Below are 19,827 nucleotides of genomic sequence, written 5' to 3' on the forward strand. Positions count from 1 at the left end.
CCTTCAACACATCCCTGCGCTCAAAAGCCAGGATCGGTCATCCATGCGGGCCGGAGAATAATCGGTGCGATGGCAGCCGCATAGTTTTAAAGTTATCGAAGCATGTCTATAAGGCCTGATTTTAGTAGTAAACGTGAACTCTCTTGTATTGCCGCGGCACACGATATTTGTGGTGAGGGCGTAGCGTGGCATCCGGAAGAAGGTGCCGTCTATTGGGCCGACATCAACAGGCGGCTGCTTCATCGATATACAGCCAGCAATTCGACGATTGATTCCTGGCAATTTGACCAACCTGTCACGGCAGTGACTCTTACCTGCGATCCAGAACAGTTACTTGTCGTTCTGGGAGGCGGTGTCATTCTGTGGAGCACCAGAAGCTGCAGTCAAACCGCGACCCTATTTCAACTTCCTTCATGGCCTGCGGTGCGATGTAACGATGCGCGTGTGGGGCCGGACGGCGCGCTTTGGCTGGGCACAATGCAAAACAATGTTCGCAGTGATGGAGGAAGTACGCCAGTCACCGAAAATCTCGGTGAACTGCTCTGCCTTGATAGAAGCGGTAGAACACGGATCTGGCATGCCAATATCGGAATTACAAATACTGTGGCTTGGTCGCCTGCAGGGCAGCGCCTGTTTTTTGGTGATACGCAGCGTAACTGCATTTACTCTGCTGCTTTCGACCACGATATGAGCGCGATTGATCATCCAGAAATCTTTACCGAAGGCTTTCAACGAGGACTGCCCGACGGCTCTTCAATGGACGAGCAAGGCTATCTCTGGAACTGCCGATATGGTGGCAGTTGTATTGTGCGCTTTGCTCCGGATGGATCAATGGTGGAAATTATCGAAACCCCTGTGAAGAACCCAACGACCTGTGCTTTTGGCGGACCAGATCTGAAGACGCTCTATATCACCTCTGCAACTGCATCCGACGTCGACGAAGGAGAATATAGCGGCGCTCTCTTCAGTATGCAGGTGGAAGTAGCTGGTTTGCCGTCGTACCGGTTTCAGTTATAACCGCACCGGCAGCTGGGCGAGCAGGCCTCCATCTATGCGATACGAAGATCCGGTCAGGAACGAGGCCTCATCACTCAAAAGGAAAGCAATGACCTGTGCTATTTCTTCCGGTTGTGCGATTCTCTGAACTGGATGAAAGCTGCCCCACTCCTGCAATACATCCTGTTGTGATGCACTGCCCCGGAATGAATCGGCCGAGGCACGCACCATCGGTGTATCGACAGTGCCCGGCATCACTGAGTTTACGCGTACGTTATCTTTTGCATGATCCACGGCCATCGCCCGCGTCAGGGCTTCGAGCGTGCCCTTGCTCGCGGCATAGGCGGCTACGCCGTTCTGGCAGGCCTGGGCCTGCACCGACGATACCACTACAATAGAGCCGCCTTGCTTCATCTGCGGAATCGCAGACCTTGCTGCGAGAAACGCTCCACGAGCATTCACTGCCTGCACAAGGTCATACTCTTCCACCGGTGTTGTAAGGACCGTTCCATAACGTTGAATTCCGGCACTGTACACGAGCCAGTGCAGGTCCTCGCGGCCTGCAGCGGCCGCAACTGCAGCATCAACTTGCGGCTGTTTCATCACATCGCAGCAGACCCATGATGTCGGATCGATTCCATTGCCGGGAGGAGCGTGGAGGTCAGCGATGGTGACTCTTGCGCCTCGGCTGTGAAGAAGCTGTGCCGTGGCAAGGCCGATCCCTGATGATCCTCCGAAGATGATCGCATTTTTTCCCTTATAAGATTCCACCGTCATCTCTCTTCCGCCATCAGACGTTCTGCCATGCGCATTGCACCTCGAAGCTCCGCCAGTCCACGAAGACGTCCCACCGCTGGATAGGCTGGCGCTGCTGCCCGCTCTCTGTCATTCAGGAGCTCCTGACCATGGTCGGCTCGAAAGGGGATTGGAGCGTTGTCTCCGTCAGCGATTCGCCTGCGCTCTTCCCTCACAATTTCTATAACGATCTGGATGAGGTCAGCATCTCCTTCGAGATGCGCGGCTTCAAAGAAACTCTCCATGGGTTGATTGTTTGCGTTTTTCAGTATGCCTTCCCGTTGTGTAGATCTCAGATGAAAGAAGGCGATTCGGGGGGCAAAGCGGCGAACCATCGCGGTCAGATCATTATCTGCCCTGACGCCCAGAGCCCCGGTGCAGAAGGTAATTCCGTTTGCCTCTACATCGGACTGTGCCATCAGCCAATCCAGGTCGGCTGTCGTACTCACGATGCGCGGCAGGCCCAGCAATGGCCGCGGTGGGTCATCCGGGTGGATGCACAACTTCACTCCCAGCTCTGCGGCCACAGGGCAAACCGATCGCAAAAACTCACCTGCATTTTCACGGAAGGCAATGCTGTCGAAGTCCGCATATCCTGCCAGCAGGTTCCGCACCTCCTGCAGGGTATAGCTGCCATTGCCTCCCGGTAGTCCGTGCAGAATGGTTCCCTGCAGTTCATCTCGTTCCTTTTCCGAAAGTGACTGCAAGTAGACATGTGCCTCACGGCTCAGTGCTTCGCCCCACTCTTCCTCAGCGCCTTTGCGCTTTAGCAGGTAGAGGTCGAACATGGCGAATGCAGTTGTGTCGAATCGTGTGGTAAAGCCGCCGCCCGGAGCCGGCGCGTGAAGATGTGTCCGCATCCAGCTGAAAAGAGGCATCCAGTTGTAAGCCACGGTGCGAATGCCGCACTTCGCCAGATTTCTCAGGGACTGCTTGAAATTTTCTACATGACCCTGCCATCCGGGCGCGCGCATTTTCACCGTCTCGGTAATGTCGAGACTCTCAACAACGCTCCACTGCAATCCTGCTGCCTCGATCTCAGCCTGCCGCTGCCCGATCGTCTCGACCGGCCAGACTTGACCCGCAGGAATTTCGTGCAATGCGGTGACGATGCCTTCCGCACCGGCCTCTCGAGCGTCTCGCAGTGTGACTCGATCACTTGGTCCAAACCAGCGCCAGGTCTGCTCCATACTTCAAACCTCATATCAGAATTCCGGCAACGCATGTTCTTTGGAAAGTTGCAGTCGTTGCGAGAATACGTTTGTTTCCGGTAATTTTGCGATGCTCATTCGAGCGCGGCTCGGACGGTTAAAACCAGCTTCATCATCTTAGTCGGGGCGGGGCGCAATTGAGAGCAGGAATCCGTGTTCGAAAGAATCGTTTTATGATGTGAAATGCAGTTTCGTTATTTGTATGCAGAGAAGAGTCAATTCACTGGCCCATGAGTCCGTCAAAGCGCTTCGTTTCCGAGCGGCAACAATCCGATACAAGGTCTTATATGAAGAAACATGACATTACCACCGCAGCAGCGAATAATCCTGCTCGCAAGCGCTCATACACGATCCAGTCCGTTGTGCGTGCGGTGGAGATTTTGAATACTTTCACGTCAACTTCTGAAATTCTGGATCTCCGTGTGATTGCCGCTCGCGCCGGCCTGCACAAGGCCACTGCTTTTCGGCTTCTCGAAACATTGGTGGAGACGCGGGTGCTTGAACGTGCCGGCAAGCATGGATATCGCTCTTCGGTTCAGATTTCACGCTCGCGGCGTTTCCGCATTGGCTACGCGTCGCAGAGCAACCTGCTTCCTTTTACCGCAACGGTTACAGATGGCTTGGTTGTCGCGGCTGCGGCGGCCAACATCGATTTGCTTATCGCAAACAACGAATTCAGTCCAAGGGTCGCGCTCCAGAATGCCGACAAGTTCATTGCCGAGAAAGTCGATCTGGTTGTCGATTCGCAGATCAACGTTGCTGTCGCGGCGCAGATTGCGGCCAAATTCTCTGACGCGCGCATTCCATTCATTGCTCTCGATATTCCTCACCCGGGTGCTGTTTATTTCGGAGCCGACAACTACAAGGCCGGCCGCATGGCTGGACGGCATCTGGCCAAATGGGCAACGCGCCACTGGAAAGCAAATCCAGAACAGCTGATCCTGCTCGGTGTCGATGCAGCTGGCCCGCTGCTCAATGCGCGTCTCACAGGGATCGTAGATGGCATTGGTGAACTCCTGCCGAATGGCCGCACCATCCCCACACACCATTACGACACAAAGGGCGGGCAGTTCGAGGCCACACTGGATATCGTGCGAAAACACCTGCGCCGCAAGCGGCCTGAGCGTGCATTGGTAGGTGCGGTGAACGATTCTACGGCGTTGGCAGCATTGCATGCGTTCCGCGAAGCTGGTCTCGAAAGTGCCTGTGCAGTCGCAGGTCAGGACGGAAGCCTGGCTGCTCGGGAGGAGATGCGCCGGCCATCATCCCGTCTGGTCTGTTCCGTAGCGTATTTTCCTGAAACCTACGGTACGCGAATTATTCAGCTGGCGCTCGATATCCTCAGGCATAAACCTGTGGCCCCTGCTGTTTTCGTTGAGCATGAAATCATCACACCCGACAATGTCAACAAGATCTATCCCAATGACACCTGGATGAAGAGGGTGCCAGATCGTGTCGTAGCTGTTCGCTAGCGTAAGGAAAATTGTTTTATTCAGTGAAACACTGATGCACTCACCAAAGGCGATCAATATGTGTTTGATCGGTGATCTAAAATCCCAGACGAATTCTTAGATTACGAGGGCTTCTGTGTCTTTCTCTTTTCAAAGTAGAAGTGTGCTTATTGAGGATGCGTTGCGCAGAGTGAAACGAATCAATACGTCTGTGAATTTTTATTTTCTCCGTTGACAGGGCACAAAGGCAGAACCTACAAAGCCCGTTGTAATCGTAACGTGCGATGTATTCACGGAAGCATAACGCGGACGTTCGCGCAGGATTCCGGTCGCGCTGTAGAGACCAGGAGGCAGTATGTACGTTGGAAGTAAAAACAAGAAGACCACTGAAGAGAGTGGCTGCGTCAGGTTGTTGCGTTGCCGCATAGCAGCACTTTGGTTCGGTTCCCACAATTTCATTGTTGCGGCCCTGGCTGGCATTCTGCTGTTGCCAGCAGCGCTCGTAGCGCAAACTGGGCAGGGCTCCATCGGAGGCACGGTCCACGACACTCGTGGCTCTGTGATACCCCATGCCAGGGTTGAAGTAGTCAGTGACACAACCGGCGTTCTCCAGAGCACCGTGACGAATGATGAGGGCGCTTTCCAGGTGCCATCGCTGAATCCCGGTCAGTACACAGTAAATGTCTCGGCGGATGGTTTCGAGCAGAAGACGACAAAATCTGTCACGGTAGCCGGTGTTGGTGTGACTACCCTTGACATCTCGCTGAGCATCGGCAGGGCCAATGCTGTGGTCACCGTCAATGCAAGTGTCGATCTGCTGAACAAGAACGAATCGGATGTGACCACTACGATCGATCACAAGATCGTCGAAAACCTCCCGTATCCGGAGCGGAGTTCTCTTGAAGCAACGCTGCTTGCTCCGGGCGTAAAGGGCGACACATTGCAGCCCGGCGGAATCTCAACTGAAAATCCGAATGCTTACACGAGTTACGTGGTACCGGGAGCCAGCCTCGTCGTGGGCGGCGCGCCTCCGGGCACCAGCTCGGTTGTTGTCGACGGTTCCGATGTAACTCAGGCGAGCTACGCGCGTACTGGGGTCAATTTGTCAGGACAGGAGGTTCAGGAGACAACTGCAATCGTTACCGGATTATCTGCCAAGTACGGCCGTACCGGGGGAGGAGTCATTGTGCAGAGCAGTGCAGCCGGGACCAGGGACTATCACGGCGCGGTTACTTATCGGCACACAGATCCCTTCTTTAATGCATTTCCTGACGGGAATACCTCGCCCAATGCGTTGCACGAGAATTATTACGGGTTCTATGTTGGTGGTCCTGTCTGGATACCCAAAATCTATCCGCACCGCGACCGCACTTTCTTTTTTGTCGGTGTTGAACCGGCGCGCATGAACAGCTCATTTGGTTTTCGTGGCACCTTTCCCACTCCGGATGAGCTTGCAGGTCATCTTCACAATTCACTCACGTTGTTGAACCAGAGCATCCTGAAATCGTCAGGCTATGCCGCAGCGCTGGCAGCGCCACGCATTGGTGCGATTAACTATCAATCGACGGTAAATGCAGATGGATTTCCCAATGGCCCATACGATGCCTCGCAGATTCGGGCAATTCCAAATGACGATGTGTCAGCACAGCTGGCGAAAAATCCTTTCGCACAGTATGTTCTGTCCTTGTTCCCGACGCCGAGCAATCCCGGACCGTATGTGAGGTTTGACAACGCCCAGGCTACTTCTCAGAATGATGGCACAAATGCTACGTATCAACGCGGCGTCAACAATGTAGACAATCGTTACTCCATTCGGATCGATCAGCATTTCAACAATACAGACCAGCTTTTTGTTCGCTACACCGTTGTTCCTGTTATTGCAAACAGGTTCTTTGCCGTGGATGCATCCAATCCCTTGACGATTGTGCCGACAGACGCTGCTCATACCCATGACATAGCTCTTGGGTATACGCATCTCTTTTCAAACAGCATTGTGAACAGCTTCCACTACTCGTTCATGCGGGTGAATCAGGAGCGCCTGCCGCCGCCTATTACGCAGACCAAAGACTTTGCCGGCGCTTACGGGCTTACGCCCTCATCTTCCGGGTATGGTTTTCCCAGCCTTGGAAACCTGAACCAGAACGGCGTTGCTTATACCATGCAAATGGGACTTTCCAACGCCGCAATCCAGGTCGACCAGAACTTTATCGTCGGTGATGATGTTACCTGGACACATGGAAATCACCTGTTCCAGTTCGGCGCAGATGTTCGCTGGATTCAATCGAGCCAGTATGACCTCAGTGGAGCCACTGGAGGTAAGTACAACTTCCTCGCCGCGCAAACTAACAATGGCGCTGCAGGCGGAGCGCCACTCGCTACTCTCATACTTGGAACCATCTCTGCTTTCAGCAATACGCCTGTCGAGGTTCCCGGCTACTATCGCTGGCGCTATTATGCCGGCTACTTCCAGGATGACTGGCGTATTACTCCAAAGCTGACGATCAATGCTGGACTGCGTTACGAGCTGGAAACGCCTCGCATGGAAAAGTACGATAACCAGGCGTTCATCCGTCTCAATGAGCCGGGAAATCTCAATGGCGTGCTTCCTACCACGACGGCATTTTGTTTTTCGAATGCATGCGGCAATCCACGCTCGCTCTGGCCAATCAACTACAAAGGCTTTGAGCCTCGCCTTGGTTTTGCTTACTCGCCTACTCCTCGCACGACGGTGCGGGCTGCATACACATTGCAGCGGCTGCCGCTTACTGGTTATGAAAACATTCCCGATCCCAACTTCAATGTGGCTTCTCAGACTGTCGGAAATCAAAGCGGTGGTGTGACTCCGAACTCGACGGTCAACTACATTACCAATCCTGTTGGCCCTCTCACTTCTGCCTATACGGCGCTGGCAGGCAATCGTGGTCCTATCTTGTACTCTACAGGCCTGGCGCCGGTCTTCATTTCACAGAGCAACTCTGTGCCGTATACGCAAAGCTGGTCGCTCACAGTGCAATACCAGCCTGCGGCGTATACCGTTCTACAGGCAAGCTATAACGGAACCAAAGGCACGCATCTGATTGGACCTTTTACGAACGCGCTCAACACGCCGAGCCTGGGCACAATCATCAACGCGGTAGAGACTCACCAGAACCTTGGCGCATCTTCGCCCAACGAATACGGCATTACGCAGAACGGCGCTCTGGTCTCGGAAACCAATCTGCAAAGGTTGAATCCTTATCAGAATTTCTTCAATCAGAATCTTCCCGAGATTTACCCGCGCGGCGGCACCATGGAATACAACGGCCTTTATTTAAGCGTGAACCAGCGCTTTGGCTATGGCCTCTCTGTGCTGGCCAACTATACGTGGTCCAAGACGATGGATAACGTTCCAGACACCAATACCGGAGCCAACTCGGGTGGGTTCGGCTCTGCGCCTCCGCAGAATCCTTATGACTCGAGGGCGGAGTGGTCTGTGTCCAGCTTTGATCAGGCCAGCGCTCTCAAGATTGGCTATACCTTTGACCTCCCAATAGGGAAGGGACAGTGGCTGGATACGCACAACGGTTTCCTGAACCAGTTGATCGGTAACATTTCTACCGCAGGCATCGCTACCTATACGGACGGATTGCCCAGCGCGATCACGCTTGGAACAACCGGTTACTTCGTTTCCGTCACGCCATCCGGCACCAACGGCTGCACTGCCAGTGGTTCCGCCAAGTATTGCACCGCGAACGCGCTGCCTTCGGGCTACACTCTTCGCCCTGATATTGTTCCCGGCGTTCCTCTTATCAACAAGAATTGGAAAAAGAACGCGTTGAACTCCGACTTCACGTCATATCTCAATCCTGCCGCATTTGCGGTTCCGGGATCGCTCGATCATCCTGCCCTTGGCAATGCACCGCGGCTGCTTGCCGGCGCCCGCAGCCCGCGTGAAGCTCTCTTCGACATGCAGTTCAGCAAAGGAGTTGCTTTTGGAGAGCGCTACCATCTGAATGTGAATGCCACCTTCAACAACGTCTTCAACCATCCCGTTTATTACGGAAGCAATCATCAGCTGAACAGCTCCAACACTGTTTCCAATGTCACCGGCACAGTCACGCCGGTTGTGGCAGCAAACTTCGGGCAGTTCAATCAATCGCAGACTGCGGGTATGTCGCGCATTGTCCGCGTAGGTGCGGAATTTACCTTCTAGCCTGAATGCAGCACAATGACTGTGACGTGTATGTCGCAGTCATTGTGTTGCCGATGTTGCGCGATGGAAAGAAACCGGCGAAATCTTTCATGTCTTGCATTCTGATTTCACAATGTGAGACACGTTCAACGTAGCTAAAGATCCGTTGATCAGCCTTCCCTATAGCATTTACAACGACAAGGACAGATGGGAGAGATTGTGCAGTATCGGCTGTTCAGAAGAAGGCATAGACAGCAGGGAAGAGTCGGCTATGTTGCGCTGGTGGTGCTTCTTTTCTGCTGTAGGATTGCCTTCTCTCAGTCATCGCTGCGCGCGACAGCTCCCTATCAACTGGTTGATCCTCGAATCGGAACGGCGCATGATGGGCAGACATATCCGGTTGTCGGCATGCCATTCGGCATGACAGGTTGGACGCCAGAAACACAGCCTACTGAGAATAAGTGCCTGTCGCCTTATTACTTCAAGGACGACAAGCTCACAGGGTTTCGCGGCAGTCACTGGCTCAGCGGCAGCTGTACACAGGATTACGGCAGTGTCACTCTTATGCCGGTGGTTGGCGATCTGAAAGTTACACCAGCCGCACGTGCTTCGCGGTTTTCGCATAGCTCTGAAACCATGTCGCCGGCATTCTATTCGGTATTTCTACAGGATTACCAGACAAAGGTTGAATTGACCGGAACTATACGGGCCGGAATGTTGCGGCTCACCTATCCTGCGCGGGGGCCACGCCATCTCCTGGTGCAGCCCAATGTGAGAGCAGGGCAGGGCTTCGTAGAAGTTCGGCCTGAGCAGCACGAGATCGTTGGCTATAACCCCGTCGTGCGTATCTATCAAGGTGCCGGCAAATCGGCGGGCTTCAGTGGATACTTTGCCGTCCGCTTCCGGGAAGATGTTGCCAGCTTTGGCACATGGTGCGGCTCAGACATTGAGCAGCATTCCGGTAGAGTGAATAAGCCCTGTTCTCAACCAGGTGCATTTATCACGTTTGCAGATACAGCGCGTGTACAGATTCTCGTCAAGGTCGGTACTTCTTTCACCAGTATTGAAGAGGCGGAAAAGAATCTTGAGTCTGAAGAAAGCGGGTGGGATTTCGAGCAGGTGCACCGCGCTGCCGAAGCAGCCTGGAGACATCTGATGGAGCGGATTGAGATCGAAGGCGGCACTCGTGAGCAACAGATCACTTTCTACACGGCGTTATTTCACGCGTCGCTTGCACCGCGAATCGTCAGCGACGCCGATGGCACATACAACGGATTCGCCCAAGAAGGCAGGCTCCATCATGCACCTGCTGGCTCTGCCTACTATGACGATTTTTCTCTGTGGGATACTTTCCGTTCACTTCACCCGTTGCTTACTATTCTTGACCCTGAACGGGATCAACAGATGGTGCAGAGCCTGATCGATAAAGGCGAGCAGGGCGGATTTCTACCTATTTTCCCTACCTGGAACAGCTACACCTCCGAGATGATAGGCGACCACGCCGCACCGGTGATTGTCGATGCTTACAACAAAGGACTGCGCAACTTCGATGTCGCCAGCGCCTGGCGCCTCATACGGCAGAACGCATTTGTAACGCCACCCCGCGATCAATATGTAGAAGGCAAGGGTAGACGCGCACTCGATTCTTATTCGCGCTATGGATTCATCCCTCTGGAAGATGAAGTGCTCGATGCGTTTCATCATCACGAGCAGGTGTCACGGACGCTTGAGTATGCCTACGACGATTATGTGAGTGCACAATTTGCCGCGGCGCTTGGCCATACCGATGATGCTGAAGTGCTGCGCAAACGGTCTGCGAATTGGCGCAATGTGTTCGACCCATCCACTGGCTTTGCGCGTGGACGCCATGCGAATGGTCAATGGGTGACGCCATTTGATCCATCAAAGCCTGCTTCGTATGTGACGGAAGGAGTTCCCTGGCAGTACACCTTCTTTGTGCCGCAGGATATTCCCGGCCTCATCCAGGCGAGTGGCGAACCTCCCAGATTTATCGCCAGGCTTGATGGCCTCTTTGCAAAGAATCTCTACGACCAGGGAAATGAGCCGAGCCATGGCATCGCATATCTGTACAACTATGCAGGGGCTCCATGGAAAACTCAGGAGCGTGTGCGCGAGATTATGCGTTCGCAATTCCACACTGGACCCGACGGTCTGCCCGGTAATGATGATGCTGGCCAAATGTCCGCCTGGTATGTGTTGAGCGCGATGGGGTTTTATCCGGAATGTCCGGGAACGCCTGTCTATACCATCGGTTCTCCACTCTTCACCAGTGTGAAGATCCATCAGGACAATGGACGAACTTTCACGATTCTCGCTAATCGTAACTCTGAGAAGAGCCTCTATGTGCAGTCAGTCATGTTGAATGGAAAGCTGATGCGCCAAACTGGGTTTCAACACAGTGACATCGTGAGCGGCTCCACGCTTGTACTGCAAATGAGCGAGAAACCAAATCAAACAGAATCAGGCTCCGACTATGGCAAGTAGCAGTTGGCGTATTTCACGCATCCTTGGTTGCATTGTTGTCATACTCATCTCAAGCCCAACTATTCGAGCACAGATGGTCACCGGTGCGCGCATGCCGGGTTATGCTGAAGCCTTCGGGCTCTCTCTCAGCCAGCAGGCCAGAGATTATTCCGTAGAGGAGATAGCCGTATCCGCAGGCCCATCAACTGGTGTGAACGTCCTTTTGCCAGGCGAGTCCGCTTCTCTCACTTTCCGCTTCAAAAATAAAACGACACGCCTGATACAGGCTGCAGGTGTTATGCAGCTCATCAGCTATAGGACACAGGTGCCGGCCGGAGAGATATGGGCGCCTCATGTTTCAAGAATTGCGAACGAGAACGCAACGCCATTCCGGTTAGATCTTCCACCTTCCAGTACGCAGGACATTGTCATCAAACCTCAGGTGCCGGAACGCTTCGGCGGATATGTTTTGGTCGCTGATGTAGAAGGTGAGGGCAGGGAATTCGCAGCTGCTATGGTCCGCTCCACTGTGCCGGACCGGGGTCGTGTGCAATTTCCAACATATGCGCTTGATGCCACATGGCCGCAATTCATGAATGAGAAGGTGCTTGAACTATTTGAGAGGCTTGGGGTCAAAGCCATGCGCCTGTCAGCCTCTTATGCCCCTGAGTCAGCGCTGGAGCATGCGAAACTCGAAAGCAATCTTGATCTCTACATGGGCTGGGCCAGGCAGCACGACGTGTCGGTCATGCTTACGCTGGATAACGGGTCGATGGAAACGCAGCCGCTGGGGCGCCCGCGTCCGTGGCTCACTCCGGACGGAAAAATGCTCAAGACAAAGTCTGATGAAGCATGGCTGCCACAATACGACGCAGATTTTCAGAAGTGGGTGGAGCGCCTGGTCACTCGCTACGGTTGGCCCAGCGGCAACCTGAATGCTGTAGAGCTTTGGAATGAGCCTTGGGAAAGCACCTCTATTTCTGGATGGGGAGCGGATATTCAACGCTACCAGGAGATATACACCAGCATGGCGCAGGGAGTGGAGGCTGCCCGCAAAAAGGCTGGCGTCCAGGTTCTCATCGGAGGAACATGTTCCTCTTCCAATGCGCGTGACAAGCTCTTCGCTGACGGCTCAGACAAATTTCTTAAATGGCTGGACTTTATCAGCGTTCACTATCAGCCACTCGCTGCTGATGCGGCAGAAGAGCTTGCATGGAGAAACCGCAAGGGACCTTACGGCCCTGTTCGTGTATGGGATACCGAAAGCTGGATCGCCAACTCTGAAGATCGCTTTCCGGCCGTGATTGCTTCCATGCGTGCGCAAGGCCAAAGCCGCACTGCTGGAATCTACGGCGGAAATGTTTACGACAGCCACAACCTTACCATCGATGGAAAGCCCGTATCCATTGTGCAGGTATGGGCTCCTGCAGCAGCTGTTGCAGCGACGCAAAAATTCATAGGGCAGCGCGAGTTTCACCAGCTATTGTTTCCAAATGGCCTTCCCTGGGTCTTCACTTTCGACGGCCTGCCCAGTGCGGCAAAGCCGGACGAAGATGGGACTCTCGTCGTGCTTGGCGATCTCAAGGCGCTGTACGATCCCAATCGCACTGTTTTTCGCTCAGTGCATCTCGCGCCTGATGCGCACATAATTCTCCACGACCCGGAGCACCGCCTGCATGCCTTCGACAGTAACGGCAATGCACTGCCTGCTTCAGGCGGCGCACTCACCATCCCTCTCAATGGCAGCGGCTACTTCCTCCGCGGGGATGGCCGCACAGGATCGTTTGTCGCTCTGCTGTCAGCGATGCACTCGGCGAAGATATATGGCATTGATCCAGTAGAGATTGTCGCGCACGATCTGACATCTCCGCTGCAGGCCGGCTCTTCATTGCGCTTGACTCTCACAAATGTGCTGAATCGGCCGATAGATGCCACAGTCTCTGCTCACTTTACCGGCCTGCCGCTCTCGCTTACAGCACAGCAGGTGCGTCTTAAAGAGAACGAGACGCGAGACGTGGTCTTTCCTCTTCCACCAGCTTCACCTTCACCGCAGAACATATATTCCCTGGATGCTTCTGTAGATGCGGGCGCAGAAGGCAAGGCTACGCATCACGAAGAGCTTCATGTCAACCGCATTGCTTATCGCACTATCACTGTTGATGGCGATTTGAAGGATTGGACCGGCGTGCTTCCACAGATCCTTCCCGGCACTGGAATAGGCGCTAATCTCACCGAAGAGGCATGGCTCCCTTACAAGGACTTCACTCTCGGAGCCGGAAGCAATCTCGCTACCGCCTATCTTGCCTACGATGACCGCTTCTTCTACTTTGCCGCAAAAATTGCTGACACCACTCCAGACGCGGGCATGGTTCGATTCGCGAAGCGCGATGATGATTCTTATTTCTATCCCTCAGATGTGCAGGCTCCGGATGGAACAAAGCTGATCTGGCCCACAGGTGTGCGTCATTACTCTTACCGCCGTCATTTCGATGTGCCTTCTGGCAGCGGCGAGCATGACAACGTGCAGATTGCCTTCAATGTTTTGCCGGCCAAACCCCTGTTGCCGCATCCGCCTGGAGTGATGCCGCACTTCATCACGTATTGGGACACCGATTACGAATTTGCATTGAACACTGTTTCTTCTGCCTTTGGAGGAGGTACAGAGATATGGCGGCTTCAATCGCCAGGGATACCGCGTAAGCACTTTTTCCCGCGTCAGATGCACTCTCCTGTTGATGGCGGACCCGTTGATGGCAAACTGATCACTCGCTATGAAAGCGGAACCAGAATTGTGGAAGCCGCGATTCCCTGGAGCGAAATGCCCGAGGTGCATGCCCGCATCCAGCGGGGTGAGTCCATAAAATTTACCTGCCGCGTAAGCGACAACAAAGGCCCTGCTCACGAGCTAGCCACTGGCCGCAGCGTTTCTACTACAAACTCCTTCACGTTTCACGACGACTGGAAGACCCACTGGTCGAACGAGCTTGAATTCAGCGCAGAGCGTCCTGCATTTACCCAGGAGAAGCATTGAACCGCAGATCTTTTCTTAAATCCACCAGTCTTGTTGCAGGTGCTTCTCTGATACCCGCAGCGGTACAGGAGATGGCTGGCCAATCAGCTGCACCGCAGAAAAGCTTCCCGCGTATTCTCCCCATGAATCGCGGCTGGCTGTTTCATCCCAGTGTTACGGCAGGAGACACAGAGCCAGGCTTTGACGATAAGAACTTCACTCGTGTTGTTTTGCCTCATACCAACAAGCTGCTTCCGTGGCACAATTTTGACGACGCGGAGTATGAATTCATTTCCACATACCGTCGTCATTTCCGTCTTCCTCGCGCTGCTCGGGGAAAGCGCGTCTTTGTGGACTTTGAAGGTGCCATGACCGCTTCCACGGTCTGGATGAACGGGCACCAGCTTGGCGAATACAAAGGCGGTTACACGCCGTTCTCCTTCGAACTTACGCAGTTCGTGAATTGGGATGGCGATAACGTCATCGCCGTCCATCTTGATTCAACCGAACGCAAAGATATTCCTCCTTTTGGTTACGAGGTCGACTACATGACCTTTGGAGGTATCTATCGCGAGGTCAACCTTCGCATCGTGCCGTTGCTGTTTATTGAAAATATTGCCGCTCGTGCTATCGATCCGCTCTCGTCCACTCCATCGCTTGAAGTTGAATGCTTCTTTGAGACAGCTGTACAAGCGCAGGAAGGTATGGAGCTGAAGGTTGAACTGCGCGATGGCAATTCAGTCCTGGCTACGCGGTCTGCTGCGCTGGCACTGAAGCCGGTTTCAACGGGAGGGGCTTCGCAGGTTCTTACCCTGGACCATATTTCGGGCATCGAGACCTGGGATATTCAGCACCCTAAACTCTATACCGTTCATGTAATGCTTCATCGCAGCGGACACATTGAAGATCGGGATAGCCGACGCGTTGGATTTCGTGAGGCCCGCTTCACTCCCTCCGGCTTTTCGCTCAATGGCCGTATTGTGAAGCTGCGCGGCCTGGACCGGCATCAGACTTTCCCATTCGTAGGCCAGGCCATGCCGGCGCGGGTACAACGCCGTGATGCATACATCCTCCGCCATGAACTGAGGTGCAACATTGTCCGCACCTCGCACTATCCGCAATCGCGCCACTTTCTTGATGCGTGCGATGAAATGGGCCTTATGGTGCTTGAAGAAATTACCGGATGGCAACACATCGGGGATGCAGCATGGAAAGACCTGGCGGTCGATAACGTCAGCCGTATGATTCGCCGGGACTGGAATCATCCTTCGATCATTCTCTGGGGTGTTCGCATCAATGAGTCCAGGGATGATCATGATTTCTACACCCGCACCAATGCTCTCGCACACGAATTGGACAGAACGAGGCAGACCGGCGGCATTCGCTCTAACCTTAATTCGGAATTGCTCGAAGACGTTTACACCAATAATGATTTCGGCTTTCCGCTGCATGCTCCGGTCGCGCCGCTATATCTGAACACAGAGTTTGTTGGCCACACCTTTCCTACGCGCTCTACGGACAACTCTGAACGGCAGCGCGAGCACACGCTGCGGCATGCCCGCATTCATGATCAGATAGCTTCCGCTCCCGGCTTTTCCGGTGGTATTGGCTGGTGTGCCTTCGACTACAACACGCACTCTAATTTCGGTAGCGGAGACCGTATCTGCTATCACGGAGTTTCCGATATCTTTCGCCTGCCGAAACTCGCTGCCGGCTTTTACAAATCACAGTGCGATCCAAAGGAAGAGATTGTTCTCGAACCGGCCTTTCATTGGGCGCGCAACGACGAAAATACCGGTTTCACCATCGCTCTGGTCTGTTCTAACTGTGACCACCTCAAGTTTTTTCTAGACGCCGGTTCTGGTTTTCAGCAGTTCGCCGAGGCCGACCCCGATCGTCAGCAATTTCCGAACCTGCCATATCCACCTTTCTCTGTCCTGTTTGAGAAGCAAGCCATACGCAACTGGGGGAACTTGCGCATAGACGGCTTTATCCAGGGAAAGCAGGTAATCTCTAAAACTTTTTCAGGCCGCGGCGTCAATCGCCAGTTTCATGCCGCTGCTGATGATCTCGAACTGTGCGCTGATGGCGCCGATACTACCCGCGTTGTCCTGCGCGTTACAGATGAGTTTGGCGTCATTCGCCCCATTGCAAATGATGCCATCGTCTTCCATCTTTCCGGCCCCGCTCAGCTCATTGGCGATAACCCTTTCTCTCTGGTTGGAGGCACAGGCGCTGTCTGGATCCGCGCTCTGGAGCAGTCCGGCTCCGTAATGCTCCGTGCTACACATCCACGACTTGGCACACAACAGCTCAACTTCACAATCACGCCACCCAAGCCGGAACTCATCTAAGATGGCAGCACCTTATATATTTATCTATATTCTTGATGTTTCCGTTAAATGAGGATAAGCGGGAAGAAATATGAAAGTAACCATGGGTCGTTGATGAGGCTTTCTCGAAGAGAGTTCTGCGCCGGAATTGGTGCTGCGGTAATAGCAGAGGCGATAGACGCAGCGGGAGCAGTTGAGAGATCTGCAGCTTACAGGATGGTGGCGCAAACAGACCGGGCGAGGATTTTACGGGCTGCAGGTGAATATCTTCCCTTGGAAATCAAAACAATTACCACCTTTCCGACTCACGATAGTCCCGGAGATATCCACGATTTCTACTCTCAGGCCGACTACTTCTGGCCCGATCCGAAGAACCCCAATGGTCCTTACATCAACCGCGATGGCCAGAGCAATCCGCAGAATTTCAACGAGCACCGCAGGGTAATGGTGGAGCTCTCTATCAGGATGCCTGCACTTACGGCCGCCTGGGCACTAACGCACGATTCTCGATATGCGAAACGTGCCAGCGATTATCTTCGCGCCTGGTTCGTAACTCCATCCACGCGAATGAATCCGAATCTGGAGTTCGCGCAGGGAGTCCGCGGTGTTTCTACCGGGCGCAGTTACGGCATTATCGATACTCTTCACCTTGTCGAAGTAGCCCGGGGCGCCAGCCTCCTCGATTCCTCTGCGTTTTCCATAAACGATATGCAAGGAGTGAAGAGTTGGTTTCGAGAGTATCTGGACTGGATGAAGACCAGCCAGAAGGGAAGGCAGGAGCGTGCAGCCCTCAATAATCATGCGACATGCTGGGCCTTACAAGCGTCGGAATACGCGCGGTTGATCCGTGACGAAGAAACACGTGATGAGATCCGAAAGTGGTTCACAGATACATTGCTGTCAGACCAGTTGGCAGTAAATGGTTCTTTCCCAAAGGAACTTACGCGCACAAAGCCTTACAGTTACTCAATATTCAACTTTGATGTGATGGCCGGGCTGGCGCAATCTCTGAAAGGCTCCGGAGTAGACCTCACAACTTTCTCTCTGCCGGATGGCCGTGGTCTCTGTAAGTCTGCGGCATTTATTTATCCATATCTTCTCGACAGAAATAAATGGCCATACCGACGGGACGTGGAGCATTTCGATGCGTTGCCGGTAAGGTCTCCCGGATTGCTTTTTGCCGGCCTGGCATGTCATCGCGCCGAGTACATCGCGCTCTGGAAGAAGCTGAATCCTGATCCCACAGATAAAGAGATTATCCGCAATTATCCCATTCGCCAGCCGTTGCTCTGGGTATGAGGCGATGCAGCGACGGCTCTACATCAGGTTATGCGAGGCATTGGCTACGGACACACAGCCGCAAGACATACGCGGGATCAGCTCTGTGGCGATGGTGATCTGCCGTGGCGTTCCCGGGTCGCCTTCGATCTGTTCGAACAATACGCGAGCCGCCGTAACGCCAATCTCATTGATTGGCTGCCGGATTACCGACAGTGTCGGACGAAGTGTGCCGGCAAGAGGGAACTCATCGAACCCAATCAGCGCTACCTCCTGAGGAACTCTGTAAGAATAGTCGATAAGAAATTCATAGACGAGCACCGACGCATCGCCATACGCGGCAAAAACAGCATCCGGGCGCTCCTGGGGATGTACGAAGCGTTCTTTCAGCGCGCTTGACAGTTGTTGGGCATCGAATCCCGAAAGAATATGCGGTTTCAGTCCGGCAGTCGCCATTGCTTCTTTGTAACCGCGAATCCTCTCCTTAATAGTGTAGAGATCTGGATCGCCGCCTAGACATAAGATCCGCTTACGGCCATGCGCCAGGAGATGCTGAACAGCATTCTTTGAAGCGTCGAAATTATCGCAAATGACCGAGGAGCAGCGCGTTTCGAGAGGGCGGTCAAGAGCGATCGTAGGGATCGCGAGCGATTTGACAGCATTGAGAAATTTCTGTGTCTGGACTCGAGGCGGAACCACCAGCATTCCGTCGACGCGATAGCTGCGAAACCTGTCCAGTTCGGCAGTCTCCTGCTGAGGATCATCCTCTGACGCGAGCACGATCAGTACATAGTTCTTTTGTCTGGTGACCTGCTGTACTGCACTCGCCAGATTCGCAAAAAATGGATCACGAAGCGTTGGAACGATCAGCCCGACGCTGTGAGTCTTTTCTCCTTTCAGCGCGCGCGCCGCCTGGCTTGGCTGATAGCCCAACCGGTCCATAACGCTTTGTACTTTGGACATGGTTGCTGCGTCGACATAATGACCGCCATTGATAACCCGGGAAACGGTTGTCGTGCCAACGCCAGCCATGCGAGCCACATCGCGCAATGTTGGACGGCGCTTCTTTTTTCGCGGCGAAGATGTCGGATTCTCGTTCATGTTCGTATGGAGCGTAGTTGCTGTTCCTTCTATCAAGCCAACTCTACAGCCTAGTTTTTTCCAGCAGAAGTTGTGTCGGAGTGTGACTCAATGTTGTGGGCGCTGAGGAATTTCCAGACTTCCTGGAATGCGCGCTGCGTTTCAGCATCTGGATAGCTTCCGTGTACTCCGCCTGGAATCGTCACTAATTCATTGGCTACCCGCGTTGTGGTGAGCGCCTGCTGTAGACGAACAGCCTGTGAATAGGGCACTGTCGGATCGCTATTGCCGTGGATCGTGATGATGGGTGGAAGTCCGGAACGAACATAAGTGATCGGAGAAACCTCATTCGCCAATTGCTGCTTGTTTGGATTGGCGCCGATCCATGCGACTGCATACGTCTTCCGGTTCGGCCCTTCCAGCAGATCGTTGACGTCAGTAATGCCGTACCAGTTTACGATTGCCGCAACCTTCAGAGGAGGAGCGTCGGCATCTGCAGGGCATTCGCTGTCGAGCGCTGTTCCGTCCGGCAGCATACCAACCATAAGAGCGAGATGACCGCCCGAAGAATGGCCCGAAACGACGATGCGATTCAGATCGAAATGATAGTGTTCCGCGTTGTTATAGATCCATCGCAGGGCGCAACGGCTGTCTTCGACCGCAGCCGGCGCCAGCGAGTTCCCGCCGAGACGATACTCCACATTCACAACATTCCAGCCGCGCTCAAGGTAGGGAAGAAAGAAGTGTACTGCGCCTTCTTTGTTGCCAATCATCCATCCGCCGCCATGAATATACATAAGCGTTGGCACAGGACCTTTAGCCGCCTGATTCTGCCAAACGTCCAAATGCAGGGCAGTATTGTTTGCATATCCGTAAGTCACATCTGCAGCTATGCTGTAGTGAAAAGACGCCAGCTCCGCCCAGTCCGGCTGCTGTGCCAGAGCGCTTCTAGGTACGATCAAAGCAACTACAAACATCAAAAATGGAATGACCCGGTGTTGAACTTGCCCCATACGTT

The 19,827-nt window shown here is 53.7% G+C and carries 11 protein-coding genes; 7 read left to right on the plus strand and 4 right to left on the minus strand.

Translation table 11 applies throughout. The features are described from left to right. Positions 1–102 precede the first annotated feature (102 nt). Complete coding sequence (locus tag AC5S16_RS00110) at positions 103–1,017, plus strand: SMP-30/gluconolactonase/LRE family protein (protein ID WP_493927966.1); 915 nt, start codon at positions 103–105, stop codon at positions 1,015–1,017. Here the strand turns inward: AC5S16_RS00110 and AC5S16_RS00115 are convergent. Both AC5S16_RS00115 and uxuA read right to left on the minus strand, forming a co-directional pair. Beyond that, the gene (locus tag AC5S16_RS00115; RefSeq protein WP_493927967.1) at positions 1,012–1,767 is read right to left on the minus strand and encodes an SDR family NAD(P)-dependent oxidoreductase; all 756 of its coding nucleotides are present in this window, start codon (positions 1,765–1,767) and stop codon (positions 1,012–1,014) included. The genes AC5S16_RS00110 and AC5S16_RS00115 overlap by 6 nt on opposite strands. Positions 1,768–1,769: 2 nt before the next feature. After that, positions 1,770–2,981, minus strand: a complete 1,212-nt coding sequence (gene uxuA / locus AC5S16_RS00120; protein ID WP_493927968.1) for a mannonate dehydratase — start codon at positions 2,979–2,981, stop codon at positions 1,770–1,772. 308 nt (positions 2,982–3,289) lie between these two features. Here uxuA and AC5S16_RS00125 point away from each other — a divergent pair, with 308 nt between their 5' ends. The 6 genes from AC5S16_RS00125 to AC5S16_RS00150 all read left to right on the plus strand — a co-directional run bounded on the left by AC5S16_RS00125 (position 3,290) and on the right by AC5S16_RS00150 (position 17,750). Beyond that, positions 3,290–4,474, plus strand: coding sequence for a sugar ABC transporter substrate-binding protein (locus AC5S16_RS00125; RefSeq protein WP_493927969.1), 1,185 nt, complete (start codon positions 3,290–3,292; stop codon positions 4,472–4,474). Positions 4,475–4,808: 334 nt separating this feature from the next. After that, positions 4,809–8,645: an outer membrane beta-barrel protein gene (locus tag AC5S16_RS00130; RefSeq protein WP_493927970.1), complete on the plus strand. Its 3,837-nt coding sequence runs from the start codon at positions 4,809–4,811 to the stop codon at positions 8,643–8,645. Between the two features lie 198 nt (positions 8,646–8,843). Beyond that, positions 8,844–11,129, plus strand: a complete 2,286-nt coding sequence (locus AC5S16_RS00135) for a GH92 family glycosyl hydrolase (protein WP_493927971.1) — start codon at positions 8,844–8,846, stop codon at positions 11,127–11,129. Then, positions 11,119–14,139, plus strand: a complete 3,021-nt coding sequence (locus AC5S16_RS00140; RefSeq protein WP_493927972.1) for a hypothetical protein — start codon at positions 11,119–11,121, stop codon at positions 14,137–14,139. The genes AC5S16_RS00135 and AC5S16_RS00140 overlap by 11 nt, the downstream gene beginning before the upstream one ends. Beyond that, on the plus strand, positions 14,136–16,472 hold the full coding sequence (locus AC5S16_RS00145; protein WP_493927973.1) for a glycoside hydrolase family 2 protein: 2,337 nt from the start codon (positions 14,136–14,138) through the stop codon (positions 16,470–16,472). The genes AC5S16_RS00140 and AC5S16_RS00145 overlap by 4 nt, the downstream gene beginning before the upstream one ends. A gap of 252 nt (positions 16,473–16,724) precedes the next feature. After that, entirely contained in the window at positions 16,725–17,750 is a 1,026-nt protein-coding gene (locus AC5S16_RS00150) for an alginate lyase family protein (protein WP_493927974.1), read from the plus strand. Between the two features lie 18 nt (positions 17,751–17,768). Here AC5S16_RS00150 and AC5S16_RS00155 read toward each other — a convergent pair whose 3' ends face one another. Beyond that, positions 17,769–18,866, minus strand: coding sequence for a LacI family DNA-binding transcriptional regulator (locus AC5S16_RS00155; protein ID WP_493927975.1), 1,098 nt, complete (start codon positions 18,864–18,866; stop codon positions 17,769–17,771). A gap of 14 nt (positions 18,867–18,880) precedes the next feature. Further along, positions 18,881–19,822, minus strand: coding sequence for an alpha/beta fold hydrolase (locus tag AC5S16_RS00160; RefSeq protein WP_493927976.1), 942 nt, complete (start codon positions 19,820–19,822; stop codon positions 18,881–18,883). Positions 19,823–19,827: the final 5 nt, after the last annotated feature.

This window comes from Acidobacterium sp. FHG110202_01 (assembly GCF_059115305.1).

Excerpts from the sequence above, each read along its gene's own strand:
- AC5S16_RS00110 (WP_493927966.1), top strand. The coding sequence starts at position 103 with ATGTCTATAAGGCCTGATTTTAGTAGTAAACGTGAACTCTCTTGTATT.
- uxuA (WP_493927968.1), bottom strand. The coding sequence starts at position 2,981 with ATGGAGCAGACCTGGCGCTGGTTTGGACCAAGTGATCGAGTCACACTG.
- AC5S16_RS00125 (WP_493927969.1), top strand. The coding sequence starts at position 3,290 with ATGAAGAAACATGACATTACCACCGCAGCAGCGAATAATCCTGCTCGC.
- AC5S16_RS00130 (WP_493927970.1), top strand. The coding sequence starts at position 4,809 with ATGTACGTTGGAAGTAAAAACAAGAAGACCACTGAAGAGAGTGGCTGC.
- AC5S16_RS00140 (WP_493927972.1), top strand. The coding sequence starts at position 11,119 with ATGGCAAGTAGCAGTTGGCGTATTTCACGCATCCTTGGTTGCATTGTT.
- AC5S16_RS00160 (WP_493927976.1), bottom strand. The coding sequence starts at position 19,822 with ATGGGGCAAGTTCAACACCGGGTCATTCCATTTTTGATGTTTGTAGTT.